This window comes from Ferruginivarius sediminum, from assembly GCF_003344765.1.
Classification (GTDB): domain Bacteria; phylum Pseudomonadota; class Alphaproteobacteria; order Kiloniellales; family Rhodovibrionaceae; genus Ferruginivarius; species Ferruginivarius sediminum.
In genome coordinates this window covers 1-22,072 of record NZ_QPMH01000013.1, presented here as the reverse complement: position 1 = coordinate 22,072, position 22,072 = coordinate 1, and the positions used below count along the sequence as shown (strand labels likewise).

The following is a 22,072-nucleotide window of genomic DNA, read 5'->3' as shown; positions in this document are numbered from 1 at the left end:
GTGCGGCGGATCAGCTCAGCCCGCGCTGCTTGCGGATCTGCTCGTAAGCGCCGTTGATGGTGGCCAGCTTCTCGTTGGCCATTTCGATGAACTCTTGCGGCATGCCTTGCGAGACCAGCCGGTCGGGATGGTTCTCCCGTACGAGCTGCCGGTAGGCGCTTTTCACATCGGCATCGCTGGAATCGCGGGAGACGCCCAGAATCTCGTAGGGATCCGAGCCGGCCGCGCCCATGTTGTTGGCCTTGATGCGCTCCCATGCCGACTGATCCAGGCCGAAGATGAAGGCGACCTGCTCCAGGTACTGCAACTCTGCCTCGCGCACCTCGCCGTCGGCGCGGGCGATGTGGAACAGCCCGTCCAGAAGCTCCTCCAGCACGGCCGGGTTGTTGCGGAACATGCGGCCGATCTGCCGGGCATAGGGCTCGAAGCCGCGGGCATCGCGCCGGGCCTGGTTGAACACCCGGCCGACGTTCTTCATCTCGTCCGGCGGAACGTGGAAGACCTGCCGGAACGCCTGGATCTCGTCGCGCGTGACGGTGCCATCGGCCTTCGCCATCTTCGCGCCAAGCACGATGACGCCGATGGTGAAGGCGATCTTGCGCGTGTTGTCGTCGGCGCCCTCGTCGGCCTCGCTCTCGCCGATCGGCTCGGTTCGGTCCTCAAGTTCGCGGGTGGAGTCGCGCATGCGGTCGACCGCGTGCCCGGCCAGCCCGCCAAGAAGCGCGCCCAGCGGCCCGCCCAATGCGAAGCCCGCCGCGCCGCCGAGGATTTTGCCCCAGATCGTCATATCATTCCGTTGCCCGCGCCGCCTCGGCGCGGCGCTTTCCACAGTTCCAGAACGCTTATTTCATGCGCCACCGCCATGAGCAAGAGATGGCTGGTATGCACAAAGGGTTAACGCTGCACTCTCTTGTGCGCTGCACAATGAGTGCTACATGATACTCTCGCAAGACCGATTCGGGCATCCAAGCCCGTAGGCGCGTCGATGGGGACGGACGTGCGTGAGGGGCGGTCACGGCTACGGCCAGGAAAGGACCGCGCCATGCCCTATATCCGCAAACTCTTGCCGACGGATCTGCCGCGCGTGAAAAGCCATTTCGCGCGTCTGGACGCCGATGACCGTTACCTGCGTTTCGGCCACGGCATGTCGAGCGATGCGGTGGCAAGATATCTCGACAGTATCGACTGGATGGACTCCGATCCTGCTGGGCCAGATGGACGGCGGGGAGCTGCGCGGCCTGGCGGAGGTCGTGCCGCTGACTGCCGGCTTCGCGCGACTGGGTGAGCTGGCGCTCACGGTGGAGCGTCCCTGGCGGGGCCGCGGGCTTGGCACCGACCTGTGCCGCCGGTCGCTGATTCTCGCCTGCAACCGCAACATTCGGGAAGTCGCGATGATCTGCCTTGCCGAGAACGTGCCGATGCAGCGCATCGCCGCCCGCCTGGACGGCCGCGTCCTGCACCGCAATGGCGACGTCGAAAGCCGCGTGCAGCTTCCCCGGCCGAGTCCGTGGTCGCTGATGCAGGAAGTTGTCATGGCAAGCGGCGAAACCATCGGCAGTCTGAGCGATCAGTGGGCGGCCGGCGGGGCGGAAACTTCGGAAAATCCGCCACCGCCCCGCCGTCGCCCGGCGGCGTAAGCGGGCGGGCGTTGACGCCTTCCCGAAAGATTGCTCTGTATCGCCGTCCAGCCCGAACGGGCAGGGCGATCATACGGGGAGAGCGAAGCGCATGACCACTCGCAGCGAGCGCGCGGGCACACAGCCGGGCCGGGAAAGCGGGCGCCAGGGCGGCGCCGAAGCATGGCAGTTCTGGGTCGACCGTGGCGGCACGTTCACCGACGTGGTGGCGCGTCGGCCCGATGGCGCGCTGGTGACGCACAAGCTGCTCTCCGACAACCCGGAACAGTACGCCGACGCGGCGCTGCAGGGCGTGCGCGACCTGCTGAAGATCGGCACCGGCGAGGACATCCCCGCCGAGCTGATCGATTCGGTGAAGATGGGCACGACCGTGGCGACGAACGCCCTGCTGGAGCGCAAGGGCGAGCGAACGGTTTTCGTCACCACCAGGGGGTTCCGCGACGCGCTGCGCATCGCCTACCAGAATCGCCCCAACATCTTCGCCCGACGCATCGATCTGCCGGAACTGCTCTACGACACCGTGATCGAGGTGGAGGAGCGGGTCACCGCCGAGGGCGAAGTGCTTGCATCCCCAAACGCGGAAGCGGTGCGCGCCGAACTGCAACGGGTCTACGACGACGGCATCCGCGCCGTCGCCATCGCCTTCGTCCACGGCTACCGCTATCCCGAGCACGAGGAGCAGGTGGCCGGGATCGCGCGCGACATCGGCTTCACGCAGGTCTCGACCTCGCATGTGGTCAGCCCGCTGATGAAGCTGGTCAGCCGCGGCGACACGACGGTTGTGGACGCCTATCTCTCGCCGATCCTGCGGCGCTATGTCGACCGGGTGGCGGGGGAGCTTGGCGACGTGCGGCTGATGTTCATGCAATCGAACGGCGGGCTGGTGGACGCGCGGCTGTTCCAGGGCAAGGACGCCATTCTCTCCGGCCCGGCCGGCGGCATCGTCGGCGCCGCGCGCACGGCGCAGATGGGCGGATTCGAGCGCATCATCTCCTTCGACATGGGTGGCACCTCCACCGATGTCGCGCACTACGACGGCGCGTTCGAGCGCACCTTCGAGACCCAGGTGGCCGGCGTGCGTATGCGCGCGCCGATGATGCAGATCCACACGGTGGCCGCGGGCGGCGGCTCGATCCTGCACTTCGACGGTTCGCGCTACCGCGTCGGGCCGGACAGCGGCGGGGCCAATCCGGGGCCGGCATGCTATCGCCGGGGCGGTCCGCTGACGGTGACCGACGCCAACCTGATGCTGGGCCGCATCCAGCCGGCTTTCTTCCCCAAGGTGTTCGGCCCGAACGCCGACGAGGCGCTGGACGCCGATGTCGTACACGAGAAGTTCACCGGGCTGTCGCGGGAAATCCATGACGCCACCGGCGACACCCGCAGCGCCGAGGAGGTCGCCGACGGCTTCCGCAAGATCGCGGTCGAGAACATGGCGAATGCCATCAAGAAGATCTCGATCCAGCGCGGCTACGACGTCACCGGCTACACGCTGAACTGCTTCGGCGGCGCAGGCGGGCAGCACGCCTGCGACATCGCCGATACGCTGGGCATGACCAAAATCTTCCTGCACCCCTTCGCCGGCGTGCTTTCTGCCTACGGCATGGGGCTTGCGGACCTGCGCACCATCCGCGAGCAGGCCATCGAGAAGCGCCTGGAGGCCGGGATGCTGGACGAGGTCGCGGCCACGCTCGACCGTCTGGCCGAGGACGGCCGCAAGGAGATGGCCGACCAGGGCGTGCGCGAGGAACAGACCGAGACGCTGCGCAAGGTCCACCTGCGCTATGAGGGCACGGACGCGCCGCTGATCGTCGATTTCGGCAGCCGCGAGGAGATCGTCGCCGGCTTCGAGGCGGCGCACCGGCAGCGCTTCGGCTTCGTCATGGCCGAGAAGCCGCACATCGTCGAGGCGGTCTCCGTCGAGGTCATCGGCAAGACCGATCAGGCCGAGGACCCCTATATCGAGGCCGACGCCCGCGTGGAGCCGCTGCGCCCGCTGGAGACGGTGCGCATGTATGCCGGCGGCGAATGGCGGGACACGCCGGTCTACGACCGCGCCGACCTGCTGCCCGGCGACACGGTGGACGCGCCTGCCATTATCATCGAGCAGAACTCCACGACAACGGTCGAGCCCGGCTGGCGCGCGGAGCTGACCAACCGCAACCATCTCGTCATGACCCGCGTCGAGGCGAAGCGGCGCGAGCACGCGGTGGGCACCGAGGTCGATCCCGTCATGCTTGAGGTATTCAACAACCTCTTCATGTCGGTGGCGGAGCAGATGGGCTCCACCCTGGAGAACACCGCCTACTCGGTGAACATCAAGGAACGCCTGGATTTCTCCTGCGCCGTCTTCGACCCCGAGGGGAACCTCGTCGCCAACGCCCCGCACATGCCCGTCCATCTCGGCTCCATGGGCGAGAGCGTCCGCACCGTGATCCGCGAGAACGCGGGCAAGCTGGCCAAGGGCGACGTCTACATGCTGAACGCGCCCTACAACGGCGGCACGCACCTGCCGGACATCACCGTCGTGACGCCGGTGTTCGACGAGGCGGGGCAGCGCATCCTGTTCTACGTCGCCAGCCGTGGCCACCACGCCGATGTCGGCGGCATCACGCCCGGCTCGATGCCGCCGGACTCCAGGACGGTGGACGAAGAGGGCGTGCTGATCGACAACTTCAAGCTGGTCGACCGGGGCGAGTTCCGGGAAGAGGCCCTGCGCGACCTCTTGGGCAGCGGCCCCTATCCGGTGCGCAATCCCACGCAGAACATCGCCGACCTGCAGGCCCAGATCGCCGCGAACGAGAAGGGCGTGCAGGAGATCGAGCGCATGGTCGCGCACTTCGGCCTTGACGTCGTGCATGCCTACATGGGCCACGTGCAGGACAACGCCGAGGAACAGGTGCGCCGCGTTCTCGACGTGCTGAAGGATGGCAGCTTCACCTATCCGATGGACAACGGCGCCGAGGTCGCGGTCGACATCACCATCGACAAGGCGTCGCGCACGGCGCGGATCGACTTTTCCCGCACCAGCGCACAGCGGCCGGACAACTTCAACGCGCCCTCCGCCGTGTGCCGGGCGGCCGTGCTCTATGTCTTCCGCACGCTGGTGGAGGACGAGATCCCGATGAACGAGGGCTGCCTGAAGCCGCTGGAGATCGTGATTCCCGAGGGCTCGATGCTGAACCCGGTCTATCCGGGCGCGGTCGTGGCCGGCAACGTGGAGACCAGCCAGGTCATCACCGATACCCTTTATGGCGCGCTGGGGGTGATGGCGGCCGCGCAGGGCACGATGAACAACTTCACCTTCGGCAACGACCGCTATCAGTATTACGAGACCATCTGCGGCGGCTCGGGCGCCGGGCCGGACTTCGACGGCCAGGACGCCATCCACACGCATATGACGAACTCGCGCCTCACCGACCCGGAGGTGCTGGAGTGGCGCTTCCCGGTGCTGCTGGAGGACTTCCACATCCGCCGCGGCTCGGGCGGCAAGGGCCGGCACAGGGGCGGCGACGGCACCGTGCGCCGGCTGCAATTCCGCGAACAAATGACGGCGGCCATCCTCTCCAACCACCGCAAGGTCCCGCCCTTCGGCCTGGACGGCGGCGAGCCCGGCGAGTGCGGCCGCAACTGGGTGGAACGCACCGACGGCACCCGCCAGGATCTCTCCGGCACCGACCGCACCGAAATGGCGCCGGGCGACGTTTTCGTCATCGAGACGCCGAGTGGGGGTGGGTTTGGGCGGAAGGGCTGAATCCATCCCCCAGCCGTTCCGCCGGCGCCGTATGAGGCTTGTCGAAACTAAAATTTTCTGATGTAAGCTCTTCCGGGACTGCAACGGGGGCGCGCTGTGATTTGGTATGGCGCGCCGCCCCGCATCAACCGCGTTCAGGGGAGGAACAACGGGCATGGACGCCATCCGCGCACTGGTTTCCGACATCAACGGGATCGTTTGGGGCGTGCCGATGCTGGTGCTGATTCTCGGCACCGGGCTTTACCTGATGGTGCGGCTGCGATTCATGCCGCTGATAAGTGTCGGCGCGTCGTTCCGCCTGATGTGGCAGGGGCGGCGGTCGGGCCCCGACGAGTTGGGCGAGATCAGTCCCTTCGCGGCGCTGATGACCGCGCTGGCCGCGACGGTTGGCACCGGCAACATCGCGGGTGTTGCCACCGCCATCGCGCTTGGCGGGCCGGGCGCGCTGTTCTGGATGTGGTGCACGGCGTTGGTGGGCCTGGCGACCAAGTATTCCGAGGTGCTGCTGTCCGTCCATTACCGAGAGGTCGACGAAAAAGGCGATCATGTTGGCGGGCCGATGTACGCCATCAAGAACGGCCTGGGCCGCAACTGGATGTGGCTGGGCGCGGCGTTCGCCATCTTCGGCGGGCTCGCCGGTTTCGGTATTGGCAACACGGTGCAGTCGAACGCCGTCGCCGATGTGCTGGAAACCTCGTTCGGCATTCCCGAGTGGGTGTCCGGCGTCATCGTGATGGTGCTGGTCGGCCTCGTCGTGCTGGGCGGCATCAAGCGCATCGGGCGGGTGGCCGAGGCGCTGGTGCCTACGATGTGCGTGGCCTACGTCGTGTTCGCGCTCGTTGTGCTGGCCATCAACATCGCCGAGATTCCCGCGGCCATCGGGCTCGTCTTCGCGCAGGCCTTCACCCCGACGGCGGCGACCGGCGGTTTCGCCGGCGCGGCCGTGTGGGCGGCGATCCAGTTCGGCGTCGCGCGCGGCGTGTTCTCCAACGAGGCGGGGCTGGGCACCGCCGGCATCGCGCAAGCGGCGGGCACGACGACGAACCCGGTGCGCTCGGGCCTGATCGGCATGACCGGCACTTTCATCGATACCATCATCGTCTGCACGATGACGGGTCTGGCGATCATCACCTCGGGTGCCTGGATGACCGGGGAGAGCGGGGCCAACCTGACCTCGGCCGCATTCGAGATGACGATTCCCGGCGTCGGCGGCTATCTGGTGGCGGTCTCGCTGGCCGTCTTCGCCTTCACCACCATCCTCGGCTGGGCCTACTATTGCGAGAAGTGCTGGCAGTACCTGGTGGGCGCGAAGTCGGAGATTCCCTTCCGGATCCTGTGGACGCTCGTCGTGCCAGCCGGCGCCATCGCGGAACTCGATTTCGTCTGGCTGCTGGCGGATACGCTGAACGCCTTCATGGCGGTGCCGAACCTGATCGCGCTGCTGCTGCTCAGCCCGATGATCGTGCGCCTGACCGGCAGCCACATGACCGAGGCGGTCGGCAGTCGCGCGCCGGCGGAGTAGCACGCCGGCGGAGGAGCGTGGGCGAAGATTTCCCGGCGGGAGGTCGCAGGTGTATGGACACTCCCGCCGGGCTTCAATATCGTTCGGCGTCACGATCCAGATGTCTTGCGCTATCCTAGGGAAACCGTCTCATGTCGATCCTTGCCTCCCGGCTTGAGCGTATCAAGCCGTCGCCGACCATCGCCGTGACCACCAAGGCCAAGGAGCTGCGCGCTGCCGGCAAGGACGTGATCGGCCTGGGCGCGGGCGAGCCGGACTTCGATACCCCCGACAACATCAAGGCGGCGGCCAAGGCGGCCATCGACCGGGGCGAGACGAAGTACACGGCCGTGGACGGTACGCCGGAGCTGAAAGAGGCGGTTGTCGCGAAGTTCAAGCGCGACAACGGCCTGGACTACGCGCCGGAGAACATCACCGTCGGCACCGGCGGCAAGCAGGTGCTGTTCAACGCCATCATGGCCACCGTGGAAGAGGGCGACGAGGTCATCATCCCCGCGCCCTTCTGGGTCAGCTATCCCGACATCGTCCTGCTGGCCGGTGGCGAGCCCGTGGCCGTGCCGTGCAGCCAGAATAACGGCTTCAAGCTGCGCGCGGAGGATCTCGATAAGGCGATCACCAAGAAGACCAAGTGGGTGATCCTGAACAGTCCGTCGAACCCCAGCGGCGCCGCCTATTCGCGCGAGGACATGAAGGCCATCACCGACGTGCTGAAGAAGCACGAGCACGTCTGGGTGCTGACCGACGACATGTACGAGCATCTGGTTTACGACGATTTCCAGTTCTGCACACCGGCGCAGGTGGAGCCTTCGCTGTTCGACCGCACGCTCACGATGAACGGCGTGTCCAAGGCCTATTCCATGACGGGCTGGCGCATCGGTTTCGCGGGCGGGCCGGTGGAACTGATCAAGGCGATCGCCAAGATCCAGTCGCAGTCCACCAGCAATCCCAGCTCGATCAGCCAGGCGGCGGCGGTGGAGGCCCTGAACGGGCCGCAGGACTTCATCGCCTCCAACAACGAAGTGTTCAAGAAGCGCCGGGATATGGTGGTCGATGCTCTGAACAAGGCGCCGGGCCTGGACTGCGCCCGGCCGGAGGGGGCGTTCTACGTCTACCCCTCCTGCGCCGGCGTCATCGGCAAGGTCACGCCGCGGGGCGACACGATCAAGTCCGATACGGATTTCGTGAAGTATCTGCTGGAGGACGCGCTCGTTGCCTGCGTACAGGGGGAGGCGTTCGGCCTGTCGCCGCACATGCGCATCTCCTACGCCACCTCGACCGAGGCGCTGGAGCAGGCGTGCGAGCGCATCCACAAGGCCTGCGAGGCGCTTCGGGACGCTTGAGGGGTGGGTCCAAGGCGCCCCGGCAGCCGCGGAGCTTGTGGGAAACCTCCTCACCCTGTCCCTCTCCCCCGACGCGGGGGAGAGGGAACGACAATCGTTGCTGGCCTTCGAACTCGGGTCGTTCAGGCGGTGAGCAGCTGTATTGTCGCGTTTGTCGTCCCTTCTCCCCCAGTGTCGGGGGAGAAGGACAGGATGAGGGGGCGGCCGCTGGCGGAGCCGAGGGGATGACGCGACAAGAAAGACCAGAGACGAGGTGAACGGGGATGAAACTCCTGATCATGGGTGCCGGCGGGGTCGGCGGGTATTTCGGGGCGCGCTTCGCCGAGGCAGGTCATGACGTCACCTTCGTCGCGCGCGGCCGTCACAAGGATGCCATCGAGACGAACGGCCTGCGCGTGACGTCACAGCGCGGCGACGCCCTGATCCGGCCGGCCAGCGTTACGGACGATCCGGCGACGGCGGGCGTCTGCGATTTCGTCTTCGTCTGCACCAAGCTGGGCGACCTGGAGGCCGCGGTGCGTGCCGTCCGGCCGGCCGTCGGGCCGGATACCGGTGTTGTCGCCTTCCAGAATGGCGTCGATAAGGAGCGCATCCTGCGCGAGATCCTGGGCGATGGCCCGGTTCTTGGCGGCGTTGCCCACATCGCGGCGACCATCGGCGAGCCCGGCGTCATCGAGCACACCGGGGTGATGGCTTCCCTGACCTATGGCGAGCTTGGCGGCCGCAAGAGCGAACGCCTGCAAATACTCGACGCGGCGGCGCAGGCGGCGCCTGGCTTCGATGCCGTGTGCTCGGACGATATCGAACTGGCGATCTGGACCAAGTTCGTCTTCCTGGCGCCCTTTGCGGGTATCACCTGCTATCACCGCCAGCCCATCGGGCCGATCCGCGAGGATGCCGCCAAGCGCGCGCAATTCCAGGCGCTGATCGAGGAGGCGGTGGCCGTGGGTCGCGCGGAGGGCGTCGCCTTTCCGGCGGATCGCGCCGCCGAAACGCTCAGCTTCAGCGACGGCCTGCCGCACGAGATGAAATCGTCGATGCTGCACGACCTGGAACGCGGCAACCGCTTGGAGCTTGACTGGCTCACCGGCGCGGTGGTGCGCCTGGGCCGCCAGCATGGCATCGCCACCCCCGAAAGCGAGCGGGTCTACGCCGCGCTGGCGCAGCACAAGGATGGCTAGCTAGCCATCCGGCGCCTGTTCCAGGCGCTGCGATCGAATCCTCGAAATCTGCTGCTTCGGCCGCCTCGGCATGTCGGGAGGCGCGCCGGAATCTGTCCCGCCGCGACATAGCGGTCTGGGCAAGCAACCTTTTCCTGTTGCGCCGATGGGCGCGGGTCTGGAAACATTTTCTCCGAAGTCCAATACCCGGAGGAGCCAACCCGCCGGCACGCGCCGCCGCCGTTTCCATCGACCCACAGGGAGATAACGCCATGACCGATGCCCCGGCTGCACCACCACGCTGCGCCGTCCTCGTCGGCAACTATACGAGCGGCAAGACCAGTCTTCTCGAAGCCATGCTGCACACGGCCGGCGCCATCGACCGCCAGGGGACGGTCGCGCAGAAGAACACCGTCGGCGACAGCAGCCGCGAAGCCCGCGAGCGGCAGATGTCGGTGGAGCCCAACGTGGCCGAAGCCACCTTTCTGGGCGACGCCTGGTCGCTGATTGACTGCCCGGGCTCGGTCGAGTTGATGCAGGACGCGCGCACATGCCTGATGGCGGCGGATGTCGCCGTCGTCGTCGCCGAGCCCGAGCCGGACAAGGCCGTGACGTTGGCGCCGCTGTTCAAGTTCCTCGACGATTATCAGATCCCGCACATGCTGTTCGTCAACAAGATGGACAAGGCCGGCACCTCGGCGCGGGAGATGATGGCGGCGTTGCAGGCGGTCTCCTCGCGCCCGCTGATGCTTCGGCAGGTGCCTATCCGTGACGGGGAGGCAGTCACGGGCTATGTCGATCTCGTCAGCGAGCGGGCCTATCGCTATCAGGACGGCAAGCCCTCGGAACTGATCAAGATGCCGGACACCATCCGCGACCGCGAGGGCGAGGCGCGGCAGGAAATGCTGGAATCCCTGGCCGATTTCGACGACGAGCTGCTGGAAAAGCTGCTGGAAGACGTGATTCCCGCGCCCGACGAGATCTATGGACAGCTTACCAAGGATCTTGAGCAGGATCTGATCGTGCCCGTGCTGCTGGGCTCGGCCGACAAGGACAACGGCGTCACCCGGCTGTGGAAGGCGCTGCGCCACGAGACGCCGGGGCCCGAGCGCACGGCGGCGCGGCTGGGCGTCCTCGATGCCGCCGGAGAGGCGGGGAAGGACCTTGCCGCCACTGTCGCCAAGACCTTCCATCAGGCACATACCGGCAAGCTCAGCCTCGCGCGCGTCTGGCGGGGCAGCATCAAGGACGGCATGACCATCGCCGGCCACCGGCTGTCGGGCATCTATCACCTGATGGGCAGCGACCAGCGGAAGGTGGGCGAGGCCAAGGCGGGCGAACTGGTCGCCCTTGCACGCATCGACGACCTGCAGACCGGCGACCTGATCACGGGCAAGGGCAAGGTCGAAGCGCCGGATATCGTCTGGCCGCAACCGGCCGAGCCCGTCTACGCCTTCGCCGTACAGCCCGAGAAGCGCGAGGACGAGGTCAAGTTGACCACGGCCATTCACAAGCTGATGGAAGAGGATCCCTCGCTACAGCTTGCCCATGACGAGGCAACCGGGCAGATGCAGCTATGGGGTCAGGGCGAGATTCATCTGCAACTGGCCGTCGAGCGGCTGAAGAGCAAGTACAATGTCGCCGTCACCACGCAGCGCCCGATGACGGCATACAAGGAGACGATCCGCAAGCCCACCAAGTATCACGCCCGATTCAAGCGCCAGACCGGTGGCCACGGCCAGTTCGCCGATATACATGTGGAGATCAAGCCGAAGGAGCGCGGTGCGGGCTTCGAGTTCACGAACTCCGTTGTCGGTGGCGCGGTGCCGAAGCAGTTCATCCCGGCCGTCGAGCACGGCGTGAAGGAGGCGTTGCAGCGCGGCCCGCTCGGCTTTCCGGTGGTCGACCTGTCGGTCAATCTCTACGACGGCCAGCATCACTCGGTGGATTCCAGCGACCAGGCCTTCAAGACGGCTGGCCGCATTGCTATGACCGAGTCCCTGCCGGACTGCGAGCCGGTGCTGTTGGAGCCGGTATACCAGGTGACGATCTCGGTGCCGCAGGACTACACGAACAAGGTCCATGGGTTGGTTTCGGGCCGGCGCGGGCAGATCCTTGGGTTCGAGGCCAAGCCCGGCTGGCAGGGCTGGGACGAGTTGAAGGCGTTCATGCCGGGGTCCGAACTGCCCGACCTGATCGTCGAGCTGCGCTCGCTCACCCTCGGGGTCGGTTTCTTCGAGAAGACCTTCGACCATCTGAACGAGTTGTCCGGCAAGTTGGCCGACCGGGTCATCCAGGAACGCCAGGACGCGGCGCAATAAGGCGGGATATCAAGACATACCGGGATCCTCGGGGGTGAGCGCCGGGTCGCGGCTCACCAACTCGACCACGTTGCCCTCTGGGTCTTCCATAAAAAGGGAACGCCAGCCCGCCCAGGCGAAGACTTGCTGGCGCGCCTTCACGCCTCGGGCAGCCAGCACCTCCTGGGCGGCGTCGAGGCCATCCGCATCGACCGTCAATGCGATGTGATGCAGCGTGCTGGTTCTGACGTCAGGCTCGGTCCGGGTGTCGCGAAGGTCATCCAGCGGCTGCGCCTGCGCATCGAAAAGGGCGAGGACGGCGGTGTGGCCAGCATGGCTCTCGCCCAGATCGAAGAACACCAGCCCGTCGCCGAACCTGCGCAGGACGCGAAGTTCCAGGGCATCGCGGTAGAAGGCTTCCATCGCCTGCATGTCGCGCGCGCGGATCGCGATTTCGCCCAGCGCCCGAACCTGTATCGCGCGTTCAGTCATCGCCGCCCTTGTCTCCTGTTTCCATGCAACGGTGTTTGAACAGCCAACGTTTTCATCACGCCTTGCAAGCCTATGTCTTTGGGTGTGATGCCGAAAGCCGGCATGTCACATTCATAGCCTTGCAAAGGTGCCGCGCGGACCCTATATCATCAGCTAGTTAGAATTATTCTAAAGAAGGGCGACCAAGGGAATCATCCCGTGCCGCCCGGAAGATCCGAAACGCAGGAACCCAGACCGAACTGACAAGGAAGGAGGGCGACCGACATGAGCCAGGTGAATACGGGACTAAGCGCCGAGGACCGCAAGAAACTCGCCGACGGGCTGTCGCGCGTGCTGGCCGACAGCTATACCCTCTATCTCAAGACGCACAACTATCACTGGAATGTCGAAGGCCCGAACTTCCAGGCGCTGCATAACCTGTTCGAGGATCAGTACAAGGACCTGGCCGAGGCGGTCGACGAGATCGCCGAGCGCATCCGTACTCTGGGCCACCGGGCGCCGGCCAGCTACACCGAGTTCGGAAAGCTGGCCGCCGTGCGCGAGGACACCGGCCATCCGGACTGGCAGCAGATGGTTCGCCAGCTTGCCGAGGACCAGGAGACGGTGGTCGGCACCTGCCGTCAGGTGATAAAGCTCGCCCACGAGGCCGATGACCCCGTGACCGACCACATCATGGCGGACCGCATGCAGGTCCACGAAAAGAACGCCTGGATGCTCCGCGCGCATCTGAGCTGATAGCGCAGCATCGCTGATGGTTCGCAAAGGCCCGACCGTTTCCACGGTCGGGCTTTTTTGTACTTGCGGATAGTGAGTGCGCCTTGCAGCGTTGGCGTGATGCTGACCTGGAGGCACTTGCAGCGATTGCCATGCCGTCGCCGAAAGCCAACGGTCTGGTCCTCGTTATCGAGGACGACCGCAACATCTGCTCGCTGGTCGAGACCTATCTGCGCAAGGCGGGCTTCGAGACGCTGAGTGCGCACGACGGGCGCAGCGGGCTGGACCTGGCGCGCCGGTACAAGCCTGGGTTCGTCATCCTGGATCTGCTGTTGCCGGAGATGGACGGCTGGGATGTCTGCCGAGAACTACGACGGTTCTCCGAGGTGCCGCTGCTTATCCTGACGGCGCAGAAGGATGAGGTGGATCGGGTCGCCGGTTTCACGCTGGGCGCCGACGACTACGTCGTGAAGCCCTTTTCCCCGCGTGAGCTGGTGGAGCGGGTGCGGGCGATCCTGCGCCGCGCGTCGCCCAGAGAGGCGGCGGATGCTGGCACTGTCCTGCGCCACGAGGGGCTTGAGTTGGACGCCGAGCGATACCGGCTGACCCGCGATGGCAAGCCGGTGGCGTTGACGCCGTCGGAGTTCAGCATCCTCAAGACACTGATGAGCCGGCCGGGCCGCGTCTTCACGCGCGAGGAATTGCTGGACCGCCTGCACGCCGACGGCGCCGCCGTCGTCGACCGGGTGATCGATGTGCATGTCGGCAAGCTGCGCCAGAAGATCGAGCGCGACCCGGCGAAGCCTGCGTTTATCCGAACCGTACGCGGCGTCGGCTACAGCTTCGCCGAGCGTGAGGCGGAGCCGGGGGAGGCGTGACCTTGCGCAGGATGCTGCTGTTCAAGCTGCTGGCCGTGAACCTGCCGATCCTGGTGGCGGCGATGGCGGTGGTGTGGCTCGCCATCGACTACCTGGCCGCCGACTATTTCTCGGCGCTGATGGAGCAGTACGACATTTCGCCCAGCGACACGCACGAGATGTTCGTGGACGCCGTTCACCGCTATCTCATCCAGGCCAGCGTCGTGGCCATCGCCGTTGCGGTACTGCTGTCGTTCCTGCTGACCCGGAAGGTGCTGCGTCCGCTTTCCGCCATGCAGCGGGCGACCCAACGCCTTGCGAGCGGCGATTACGCGGCCCGCGCGCCGGTGGAGACCCGGGATGAGCTTGGCGACCTGGCGCAGGCGTTCAACCGCATGGCGGCCGGGCTGGAGCAGGGGGAGCGGTTGCGCCGGTCCATGGTGGCCGACATCGCGCACGAGTTGCGCACGCCGCTTACCAACGTCCGTGGCTACCTGGAAGGCCTGGCCGATGGCGTGGTGGAGCCCACGAAGCCGACGTTCGACATGCTGCAAACCGAAATTCTGCGTCTCGTGCGGCTGGTGGACGACCTGCATCAACTGACAATGGCCGATGCCGCCTGCGTTGAACTTCACGATGAGCCTGTGGACCTGATGGCCCTGGTGTATGAAGTAGTGGAATTTGAACGAGGCGACCTGGAACGCGACGGCGTGTGGCTGCAGATCGATCCGCCGCGCGAACCCGAATTCGCAAGCCTTCGTGCCGACCGGGACAAGCTGCGGCAAGTCCTGCGCAACCTGATCCAGAATGCCCGCCGTTACGCCGGAGGCGGCGGCAAGGTACGGATCTCGGTCGAGCGGCAGGGCAAGGGCGTGAGATTGGTGGTCGCCAATACCGGACGGGGCATTGCCGAGGCCGACCTGCCCCACATATTCGAGCGCTTTTACCGGGCCGACAAATCCCGCTCGCGCGAGAGCGGCGGCGCGGGAATCGGGCTGGCGATCGTGAAGGGCCTGGTCGAGGCACACGGCGGACAGGTGGGCGCCGACAGCCGGCCGGGATGGACGCGGATCTGGATCGATCTTCCCTGGCAGCCAAGCTCAACCAGCCCACCTTTATCGTATCTTTAAAAAGCGATTATCAAATCGTTGCATCGAGGCTGTACATTCACTCCGCCGTATATGGGCGCGCGGGCATTCGGCGCGCCGCTACGGACCGTCCGGCGGGGCTGCCGGGACAACAATAGGAGGCTCTCCATGACCACACGACGCACCCGAATCCTTTCCTCCCTGGCTGCGGTCGGCACGGCGGCCGCGCTGGCTGGCGCCGGAACGCCCGCGCTGGCGGATGCGCAGGCGCCGGCCAGCCCGACGGGCGTGCAGCTTGCTGCCTGCAACCCATGCAACCCTTGTAATCCCTGTGCCTCGGCGAATCCGTGCAATCCTTGCGCGGCAGCCAATCCGTGCAACCCTTGCGCGGCCGCAAACCCGTGCAATCCCTGCGCGGCGGCCAACCCGTGCAACCCGTGCGCGGCGACAAATCCCTGCAATCCGTGCAACCCCTGCGCGGCAGACTAGGGGCAAGCGCGAGGGGGTGGGCGCGCCATTTGTCGGCGCGCCCGCCCGTCTCCCTTATTGACGGGCCGGGCCGGAGGAAACGGACATGAAGCACGGCATCGCAAGAGTCCTGCTCGCCTTTTCATTGGCTGCCGGTATCGCGGTCCCGGCGTCGGCCGCGGAACGCGTTCAGGTGACTGGCGAGGTCATCGATAGCTGGTGCTATCTCACGCAGATCATGTATGCGCAGGGCACCGCCCACCACCAGTGCGCCCTGTGGTGCGCGGCCGGCGGCGTGCCCGTCGCCATTCGCAGCGGCGAGGAAGAGGTCTATTTCATCCTCAAGATGGGCGAGGGCGAGACGAACGTCGCCGATCCGCGCGTCATGGAGATCCAGACGCACAATATCACGGTGGACGGCGACCTCTACGAGCGCGACGGCATGAAATACCTCGTAGTCGACACTGTGGTGGCGGATGAAGGCATCGTGAACGAGACTCACGAGACCTTCGGCGTCCAGCCGTTCGGGGAGTGACAGGCATGCGGACAGCGATATTCGGTGCGTTGGCGGCAGCGGCATGTTTGCTGGCCGGACCCGCGCAGGCGGCACAGAGCTGGGGCCTGATCGGCGAGGAGGAGGCCCGCTTCGAAGCGAAGGTTGTGGACGTGCTCTGCGAATTGACCGGCAACTGCCCGGACGATTGCGGCGACGGCGATCGCCAGCTTGGCCTGCTGAAGGATGACGGCACCCTCATAATGCCGCTGAAAAACATGGTCAGCTTCGCGGGCGCGGCGGAGGAACTGCTGCCCTACTGCGGCAAGCGTGTCGTGGCCGACGGCCTGTTCGCGGAAAACCGCGGGCACCGGATTTTCGCGCTTCAGTTCGTGCGCGAGGCGCCCGACGGCGAATGGCGGCGTGCCAACCGCTTCCAGAAGGTCTGGGCGGAGGAGAACGGCGTCGAGCCGGACAGCCAGGAGGCCAAGCAGTGGTTCCGCAACGACCCGCGCATCCAGGAGCTGATCCAGCGCGACGGCAAGCTGGGCCTGGGGCCGGAAGCCGACAAGGCGTACTTTTCGAAGGAATGACGGCGGGGATGAATCGGTTCGTCGGGGCGCTCGCCTTGGTCCTGGGGCTGGTGGCCGTAGCCATTGGTGTGGCCTCGGCGCACGAGGATCATCGCCACGACGCCGAGGCGCCCGCCGATCCGACATGGCAGCCGGGTGGCGAGGGGCCGGCGGCCGTGCCGTTCGACCTGGACATCGGCGGTTCGTTCGAGTTGGTGGACCACACCGGGCGCACGGTGACCGAGAAGGATTTCCTGGGTCGGGTGACGCTGGTGTTCTTCGGCTACGCCCGCTGCGAGGGCATCTGCCCGCTGGGCCTGCGCCGCATGAGCGAAGCGGTGGACTTGCTGGGCGAACCGGGCCGGCAGGTTCAGCCGGTGCTGATCACCATCGACCCGGACGAGACGCCTGCGGTGCTGGCCAAACGGGTTGCTGAGATCCACCCCCGGCTGGTGGGACTGACGGGAACGCCGGCCCAGCTCGATGCGGCGGCGAAGGCATACCAGGTGGAATCCGAACGTGTCGGACATGCGATAGACGGCTCGCCGGTTTTCCAGCATGGTTCGTACATCTATCTTATGGGTCCGAAGGGCACGTTGCAGAGCGTTCTGCCGCCGGTGTTGCCGGCCGCTGCCATGGCGGAGGTTATCCGCCGGCACCTGGCCACCGGCGGGGCGGACGCTGAATAAGGAGTTTCGAAAATGTATATTCGACGCTGGCGGGGCTGGGAACTGCCCGAGAGCGCGGCGACAGACGAGGAAGCCTTCCGCAATCGCCGCCGCTTCCTGAAAACGGCTGCCGCAGGCTCCATCGTGGCGGCGACGGCGGGGCTGCCGTTCGAAACCCGCGCCCAGGTCGGCGCGCCGGAGGGCGACCCCACCGTCGATCTCTACCCGGTTTCGCGGAACGACGCCTATGCGCCACAGCGGGCGATCAGCGGCGAGGAACTGGTCGCCACCTACAACAACTATTACGAGTTCGGCTCGTCCAAGACGATCTGGAAGAAGGCGCAGGATCTGCCGATCCGGCCCTGGACCGTGAAGATCGACGGTCTCGTCGAGGAGCCGCGCGAGATCGACTTCGACGAGCTGATAAAGCAGATGCCGCTGGAAGAGCGGGTCTACCGCCACCGCTGCGTGGAGGCGTGGTCGATCGTGGTGCCGTGGTCCGGCTTCCCCTTGAAGGCGCTGGTCGATTTCGCCCGGCCGCTGTCCAAGGCGAAGTACGTGAAGATGGTCACCTTCGAGGATTCGGATGTGGCCTCGGGCCAGCGCGCGCCGTGGTATCCCTGGCCGTACGTCGAGGGCCTGACCATGGCGGAGGCGACGAACGAGCTGGCGTTCATGGCGACCGGCATGTACGGCAAGCCGATCACCAAGCAGAACGGCGCGCCGCTGCGTCTTGCCGTGCCGTGGAAGTACGGCTTCAAGTCGGTGAAGGGCATCGTCCACATCTCGTTCGTGGAGGAGATGCCGAAGACCTTCTGGTGGGAAATCCAGGCACGCGAGTATGGCTTCTGGGCGAACGTCAACCCCAAGGTCAGCCATCCGCGCTGGAGCCAGGCGAACGAGAAGTTCCTGAAGTCGATGGACGACATCGGCACTTTCTCCAGCCCCGAGCGTATCCCGACACAGCTTTACAACGGCTACGCCGAGCAGGTTGCGCACCTCTACAAGGGCCTGGAAGACGAATACGGCGACCGGCTTTTCCGCTAGAACCCGCTCACGGCCCTCTCAGTCCGGATTTAGCATTCATGGAGCAGCCTGCTTGGGTGCATCCCTGACCCGCCGGCCATAAAGGCGCCACGGTGACATGCCCATCATGTCCGTGATTGCTACGCAAGTGGCGGATGTGAAGGGCGCCCGCCAGTCGCCTGACGAGTGGGAGGCTGCGTGCCCTCTTGGTTCCGGGAGGCTGGATTGGGTTCTAGGCTGCGGCTCGAGGAATTGTACGACAAGCCGGACTGCGGCGCCTATTACCGGGCGATGCGCGAGGTCGGATACGGCACGCCCCGGCATCTAATGCCCATCGCGCGGGCCGCGCTGGCGGAGGTCGTGCGGCTGCGCGGCGAGGTGGCGCCGGTCGTGCTGGAGTTCGGCTGCGGCTACGGCATCGGTTCGGCGATGCTGCGCCACGATGTCACGCTGGACGAAGTCCTGCGCCGGTACGCCAGTCCGGAGATGCAGGGTCTATCGACGCTGGAACTTGCAGACAATGACTGGGACTGGTTCGCGGCCAGACGGCGACCCGGCCCGCATCCCCATGTCGCCGGGCTGGACAAAGCCGGCTATGCGTTGGCCTATGGCCACGCGACCGGCATTTTCGATGAGATCTTTCGGGAGGACCTACAGCAGGAATCGCCGTCGCGGCCTCTCGCCCGGCGGTTGTCGCGCTGCGCCATGATCATCGAGGTGGGGGCGAGCGCGCATCTCCTGCCCAACGCGCTGGACCGCATCCTGGCCTGCGTGGGGCAGCCAGCGCCGTGGTTCGTCATGTCGCCGGTGCAAGGTGGCGACTTCGGGATCGCCATCGAGAGGCTGGAAGCCGCCGGCCTTCGGGTCGAGCGCCTGCCGATACCGCCGTTCGTTCACCGGCGGTTCCTCGATGACGGCGAGCGCGCCCGGACCCTGGAAAGTCTCCGCGCCCGCGGCCTTGACCCGAGCCGCACGGAAAGCAGTGACAGCCTGCATGCCCAGATATACATCGCCCGCCAGCCGGGCGAATGCACGCCGTTCGGGGACTGGGCGCACAAGGCGGCCGACAGCGTCCCGGTCGGCGCCTGAGCGGACGGTTACGCGCTTCGGGCGATTGCCTGCAGGCCGCCCGGTCCGCCGAGGCGGGCGCGGTCGTGGGGTGCATCGAAGTCGATGTCCGGCCCCTTCGGGACCACCTGCGTCGGGTTCACCTTGGCGTGGCTGACGTAGTAGTGCTTCTTGATGTGGTCGAAGCGCACGGTCTGCTTCACGCCGGGAAGCTGATAGATCTCCCGCGTCAGGCCCCACAGGTTGGGGTAGTCCACGATCCGCCGCTTGTTGCACTTGAAGTGCCCGACATAAACGGGGTCGAAGCGCACCAGCGTGGTGAACAGCCGGATGTCGGCCTCGGTCAGGAGGTCGCCGGCGAGGTAGCGCTGACGGCCCAGTCGTTCCTCCAGCCAGTCGAGCGTGTCGAACAGCGCGTCGAAGGCCTCCTCGTAGGCGGCTTGTGTGGTGGCGAAGCCGGCCTTGTAAACGCCGTTGTTGACGGTGTGATAGACCCGCTCGTTCACCGCCTCGATCTCCTTGCGCAGATCGGCGGGGTAGAGGTCCAGTTCTGGATGCCGGGCAAAGGCGTTGAACTCGGTATTCAGCATCCGGATCAGTTCGGCGGACTCGTTGTTCACGATGGTGCCCTGTTGGCGGTCCCACAGGGTCGGCACCGTGACGCGGCCGGTGTAATCCGGCTTCGCCCTGGTATAGACCTCGTGCAGGAAATTGGCGCCATTCACAGTGTCGGGATGCTCCGCATCGAACGCCCAGCCGTTCTCGGCCATGTACCAGTGGACAGGGTCGTAGCTTATGACGTCCTCAAGCCCCTTCAGCGCGCGGACGATCAGCGTACGGTGCGCCCATGGACAGGCATAGCAGACGTACAGGTGGTAACGCCCCGGTTCGGCCTTGAAGCCGCTGGAGCCGTCGGCGGTCACCCAATCGCGGAAAGCGCTTTCCTGCCGCACGAAGCGGCCGCCGTGTTTCTTGGTATCGTACCACTGGTCGTGCCAGACCCCGTAGATCAGAAGTCCCATGAATCCGTCTCCGTGCTTTGCAGGGCGACGTGCCCCTTGTCTTGTCGTCTGTCTAAACCGTCGCGGCGGCGCCGCCCCGTCGAGGGTCGCCGGCCGCGGAAAGCCCGCCGTCCGCATCGCGCCGCGCCACATGGACGCCGCCGAAGAACATGTTGCGTTCGGGCCAGCATTTAAGATGCTCTGCCTCCTGTGCCAACGCATCCACGGCGGCTTGCGGGAAGCCGGGCTCGACGCTGACCAGGTCCCGCTCGACGTGAATGCGCGGCGCCGCCACGGCGTCCTCGGCGCTCATGCCGTGGTCCACCAGGTTTACCACCACCTGCTGGATCGCCGTGCGGATCCGGTTGGACCCGCCGGAGCCCAGGGCAACCACCCCCTGCGCAGGAAGGTCGATCAGCGTCGGCGCCATCATCGAGGCGATCCGCTGTCCGGGCTGCCAACAGTGGAAACCGGCGGGGTTCAGATCCTCTTCCCCCAGCATGTTGTTCAGGTGGACGCCGGTGCCGGGCAGCACGCGTCCGCAGCCTTCGCCGTTCGACAGGCTGACCGCGGCGGCATTGCCGGCGTCGTCCACCACGCTGATGTGCGTCGTGCCGCGCGCGGTCGAGGCGCGCCCCATGAGGCGCTCGGCGTAGAGCTTCATCAAATCGGGGTCCAGCAGCCGCGCCGCCGGGTCCTGCGTCTCGTCCGTCTTGTGGATCCGGGCCTCCACGCGGGCGCTGTTGGTCAACGCCATGCTGCGGGCCAGCACGCGCACCCAGTCCTCCGCCTCGGCCCGCTCGGCCGGCAGGGTGTCGAGCAGGCCCAGCGCGAAGGCGGTCAGCAGACCGCCTGAGGACGGCGGCGGGTTGGTGAGGATCCGGGCGTCGCGGTAGGGACGTTCCAGCGGCTGGCGGCGGACGACACGGTATTCGCCAAGGTCCGCCTCGCCGATCTGGCCGCCGTGGTCCGCCGAGAAGGCGGCAAGCTGCCGTGCGAACTCGCCTTCGTAGAAGGGTGCCGCCCCGCCCTCGGCAATCGCCTCCAGGGTTTCCGCAAGCTCCGACTGGACGAGCGTGTCCCCGGCCGTGAGCGGTGCGCCGTCACGCCCCTGGAACAGGCCGGCGAGGGTTTCGCTTGAGGTCAGGATCGGCGTGAGCACGCCGCCGGCGTAGGCATCGAAGGGGCGAAGCGTCACGCCCCTGCGCGCAAGCGCCACCGCCGGCGCGACGATCCGCTCCAGCGATAGCACGGCCAGGTCCTCGTGCGCGGCGCACAGGCCGGCGATGGCCCCCGGCACCGCCATTGCGCCAAGGCCGATGTGGAACTCCTGCGTGGCCGGGCCGAAGTCGCAATCGACAGGGAAGAACTCGATCTCCTCGGGTTCGCGGCGGCGGCGCGGCGTGTCCACGAAGAAGTCGTACAGCACGGCCTCGCCACCCGCGCGCTGCGCCATCAGGAAGCCCCCGCCGCCGAGGGAGGCCAGCAGCGGTTCGGCCACACAGGCCGCGCACATGGCAGCCAGCGCGCCGTCGAAGGCGTTGCCGCCGTCCGCCAATACCCGCGCCGCGGCCTCCACGGTGGCGGGATGGCCAGCGGCAATGGCGGCGCTGACGGGCGGCGTCCTGGCCGGTTCAGGAGTCATCCCGCGCTCCCTTCGCTTCCTTGCGGCCCCCTCACCCTGTCCCTCTCCCCGCAAGCGGGGCGAGGGGACGATAAACGCGCCAGCACAGCTTACTCGGTAGGCTCGCGGGGACCCATCGATTATCGTTCCCTCTCCCCCGCGTCGGGGGAGAGGGTCAGGGTGAGCAACTGTCTTTCATCATGCCGCTTTTGGCTGCCAGGGCGTGTTGTCGCGAAGCATGGCGTTGAGGATGGTGATCATCTTGCGCATGACGGCGACAATGGCGAC

General features: G+C 66.4%; 18 protein-coding genes. 14 read left to right on the top strand and 4 right to left on the bottom strand.

All coding sequences use genetic code 11. From position 1 onward, the window contains the following. Positions 1–10: 10 nt before the first annotated feature. Positions 11–787 carry a molecular chaperone DjiA gene (locus DRB17_RS13455; protein ID WP_114582740.1) on the bottom strand — a complete coding sequence of 259 codons (777 nt, stop codon included), beginning with the start codon at positions 785–787 and terminating at the stop codon, positions 11–13. A 367-nt stretch (positions 788–1,154) separates the two neighbouring features. Here DRB17_RS13455 and DRB17_RS13450 point away from each other — a divergent pair, with 367 nt between their 5' ends. The 6 genes from DRB17_RS13450 (at position 1,155) to DRB17_RS13425 (ending at position 11,734) form a co-directional block, all read left to right on the top strand. Further along, a complete protein-coding gene (locus DRB17_RS13450) occupies positions 1,155–1,637 on the top strand; it encodes a GNAT family N-acetyltransferase (RefSeq protein ID WP_147274915.1) in 483 nt (160 codons plus the stop codon). A 91-nt stretch (positions 1,638–1,728) separates the two neighbouring features. Beyond that, a complete protein-coding gene (locus DRB17_RS13445) occupies positions 1,729–5,391 on the top strand; it encodes a hydantoinase B/oxoprolinase family protein (RefSeq protein WP_114582738.1) in 3,663 nt (1,220 codons plus the stop codon). 154 nt (positions 5,392–5,545) lie between these two features. Next, a complete protein-coding gene (locus tag DRB17_RS13440) occupies positions 5,546–6,913 on the top strand; it encodes an alanine/glycine:cation symporter family protein (protein ID WP_114582737.1) in 1,368 nt (455 codons plus the stop codon). A gap of 131 nt (positions 6,914–7,044) precedes the next feature. After that, positions 7,045–8,253 carry a pyridoxal phosphate-dependent aminotransferase gene (locus DRB17_RS13435; protein WP_114582736.1) on the top strand — a complete coding sequence of 403 codons (1,209 nt, stop codon included), beginning with the start codon at positions 7,045–7,047 and terminating at the stop codon, positions 8,251–8,253. A gap of 263 nt (positions 8,254–8,516) precedes the next feature. Continuing rightward, positions 8,517–9,434, top strand: a complete 918-nt coding sequence (locus DRB17_RS13430) for a ketopantoate reductase family protein (protein WP_114582735.1) — start codon at positions 8,517–8,519, stop codon at positions 9,432–9,434. A gap of 251 nt (positions 9,435–9,685) precedes the next feature. Continuing rightward, positions 9,686–11,734: an elongation factor G gene (locus tag DRB17_RS13425; protein ID WP_114582734.1), complete on the top strand. Its 2,049-nt coding sequence runs from the start codon at positions 9,686–9,688 to the stop codon at positions 11,732–11,734. 9 nt (positions 11,735–11,743) lie between these two features. On the opposite strand, the gene DRB17_RS13420 is transcribed toward DRB17_RS13425, so the two are convergent. Beyond that, the gene (locus DRB17_RS13420) at positions 11,744–12,205 is read right to left on the bottom strand and encodes a VOC family protein (protein ID WP_114582733.1); all 462 of its coding nucleotides are present in this window, start codon (positions 12,203–12,205) and stop codon (positions 11,744–11,746) included. Positions 12,206–12,469: 264 nt separating this feature from the next. On the opposite strand from DRB17_RS13420, the gene DRB17_RS13415 reads away from it, so the two are divergent. From DRB17_RS13415 to DRB17_RS13380, 8 genes are all read left to right on the top strand, one after another. Further along, entirely contained in the window at positions 12,470–12,940 is a 471-nt protein-coding gene (locus DRB17_RS13415) for a Dps family protein (RefSeq protein ID WP_114582732.1), read from the top strand. An 83-nt stretch (positions 12,941–13,023) separates the two neighbouring features. After that, positions 13,024–13,797, top strand: a complete 774-nt coding sequence (locus DRB17_RS13410) for a response regulator transcription factor (RefSeq protein ID WP_206607886.1) — start codon at positions 13,024–13,026, stop codon at positions 13,795–13,797. Positions 13,798–13,808: 11 nt separating this feature from the next. Next, entirely contained in the window at positions 13,809–14,906 is a 1,098-nt protein-coding gene (locus tag DRB17_RS13405) for a sensor histidine kinase (protein ID WP_114582730.1), read from the top strand. A 532-nt stretch (positions 14,907–15,438) separates the two neighbouring features. Beyond that, entirely contained in the window at positions 15,439–15,867 is a 429-nt protein-coding gene (locus DRB17_RS13395; RefSeq protein ID WP_114582729.1) for a hypothetical protein, read from the top strand. A 5-nt stretch (positions 15,868–15,872) separates the two neighbouring features. Then, the gene (locus tag DRB17_RS20345) at positions 15,873–16,418 is read left to right on the top strand and encodes a hypothetical protein (protein WP_161958818.1); all 546 of its coding nucleotides are present in this window, start codon (positions 15,873–15,875) and stop codon (positions 16,416–16,418) included. An 8-nt stretch (positions 16,419–16,426) separates the two neighbouring features. Then, positions 16,427–17,086, top strand: coding sequence for an SCO family protein (locus tag DRB17_RS13390; RefSeq protein WP_161958817.1), 660 nt, complete (start codon positions 16,427–16,429; stop codon positions 17,084–17,086). Between the two features lie 12 nt (positions 17,087–17,098). Continuing rightward, positions 17,099–18,112, top strand: coding sequence for a protein-methionine-sulfoxide reductase catalytic subunit MsrP (gene msrP, locus DRB17_RS13385; protein ID WP_114582727.1), 1,014 nt, complete (start codon positions 17,099–17,101; stop codon positions 18,110–18,112). A 204-nt stretch (positions 18,113–18,316) separates the two neighbouring features. Next, complete coding sequence (locus tag DRB17_RS13380; RefSeq protein WP_147274913.1) at positions 18,317–19,180, top strand: hypothetical protein; 864 nt, start codon at positions 18,317–18,319, stop codon at positions 19,178–19,180. A gap of 8 nt (positions 19,181–19,188) precedes the next feature. Here the strand turns inward: DRB17_RS13380 and DRB17_RS13375 are convergent, their stop codons facing one another. Continuing rightward, a complete protein-coding gene (locus DRB17_RS13375) occupies positions 19,189–20,181 on the bottom strand; it encodes a glutathione S-transferase family protein (protein WP_114582725.1) in 993 nt (330 codons plus the stop codon). A gap of 52 nt (positions 20,182–20,233) precedes the next feature. After that, on the bottom strand, positions 20,234–21,805 hold the full coding sequence (locus DRB17_RS13370; protein ID WP_114582724.1) for a gamma-glutamyltransferase family protein: 1,572 nt from the start codon (positions 21,803–21,805) through the stop codon (positions 20,234–20,236). Between the last annotated feature and the right edge of the window lie 267 nt (positions 21,806–22,072).

Coding starts and splice junctions, on each gene's coding strand:
- DRB17_RS13390 (WP_161958817.1), top strand. CDS start 16,427: ATGAATCGGTTCGTCGGGGCGCTCGCCTTGGTCCTGGGGCTGGTGGCC.
- DRB17_RS13405 (WP_114582730.1), top strand. CDS start 13,809: ATGCTGCTGTTCAAGCTGCTGGCCGTGAACCTGCCGATCCTGGTGGCG.
- DRB17_RS13445 (WP_114582738.1), top strand. CDS start 1,729: ATGACCACTCGCAGCGAGCGCGCGGGCACACAGCCGGGCCGGGAAAGC.
- DRB17_RS13425 (WP_114582734.1), top strand. CDS start 9,686: ATGACCGATGCCCCGGCTGCACCACCACGCTGCGCCGTCCTCGTCGGC.
- DRB17_RS13430 (WP_114582735.1), top strand. CDS start 8,517: ATGAAACTCCTGATCATGGGTGCCGGCGGGGTCGGCGGGTATTTCGGG.
- DRB17_RS13370 (WP_114582724.1), bottom strand. CDS start 21,805: ATGACTCCTGAACCGGCCAGGACGCCGCCCGTCAGCGCCGCCATTGCC.
- msrP (WP_114582727.1), top strand. CDS start 17,099: ATGTATATTCGACGCTGGCGGGGCTGGGAACTGCCCGAGAGCGCGGCG.
- DRB17_RS20345 (WP_161958818.1), top strand. CDS start 15,873: ATGCGGACAGCGATATTCGGTGCGTTGGCGGCAGCGGCATGTTTGCTG.
- DRB17_RS13440 (WP_114582737.1), top strand. CDS start 5,546: ATGGACGCCATCCGCGCACTGGTTTCCGACATCAACGGGATCGTTTGG.
- DRB17_RS13435 (WP_114582736.1), top strand. CDS start 7,045: ATGTCGATCCTTGCCTCCCGGCTTGAGCGTATCAAGCCGTCGCCGACC.
- DRB17_RS13375 (WP_114582725.1), bottom strand. CDS start 20,181: ATGGGACTTCTGATCTACGGGGTCTGGCACGACCAGTGGTACGATACC.
- DRB17_RS13450 (WP_147274915.1), top strand. CDS start 1,155: ATGCGGTGGCAAGATATCTCGACAGTATCGACTGGATGGACTCCGATC.
- DRB17_RS13455 (WP_114582740.1), bottom strand. CDS start 787: ATGACGATCTGGGGCAAAATCCTCGGCGGCGCGGCGGGCTTCGCATTG.
- DRB17_RS13395 (WP_114582729.1), top strand. CDS start 15,439: ATGAAGCACGGCATCGCAAGAGTCCTGCTCGCCTTTTCATTGGCTGCC.
- DRB17_RS13420 (WP_114582733.1), bottom strand. CDS start 12,205: ATGACTGAACGCGCGATACAGGTTCGGGCGCTGGGCGAAATCGCGATC.
- DRB17_RS13415 (WP_114582732.1), top strand. CDS start 12,470: ATGAGCCAGGTGAATACGGGACTAAGCGCCGAGGACCGCAAGAAACTC.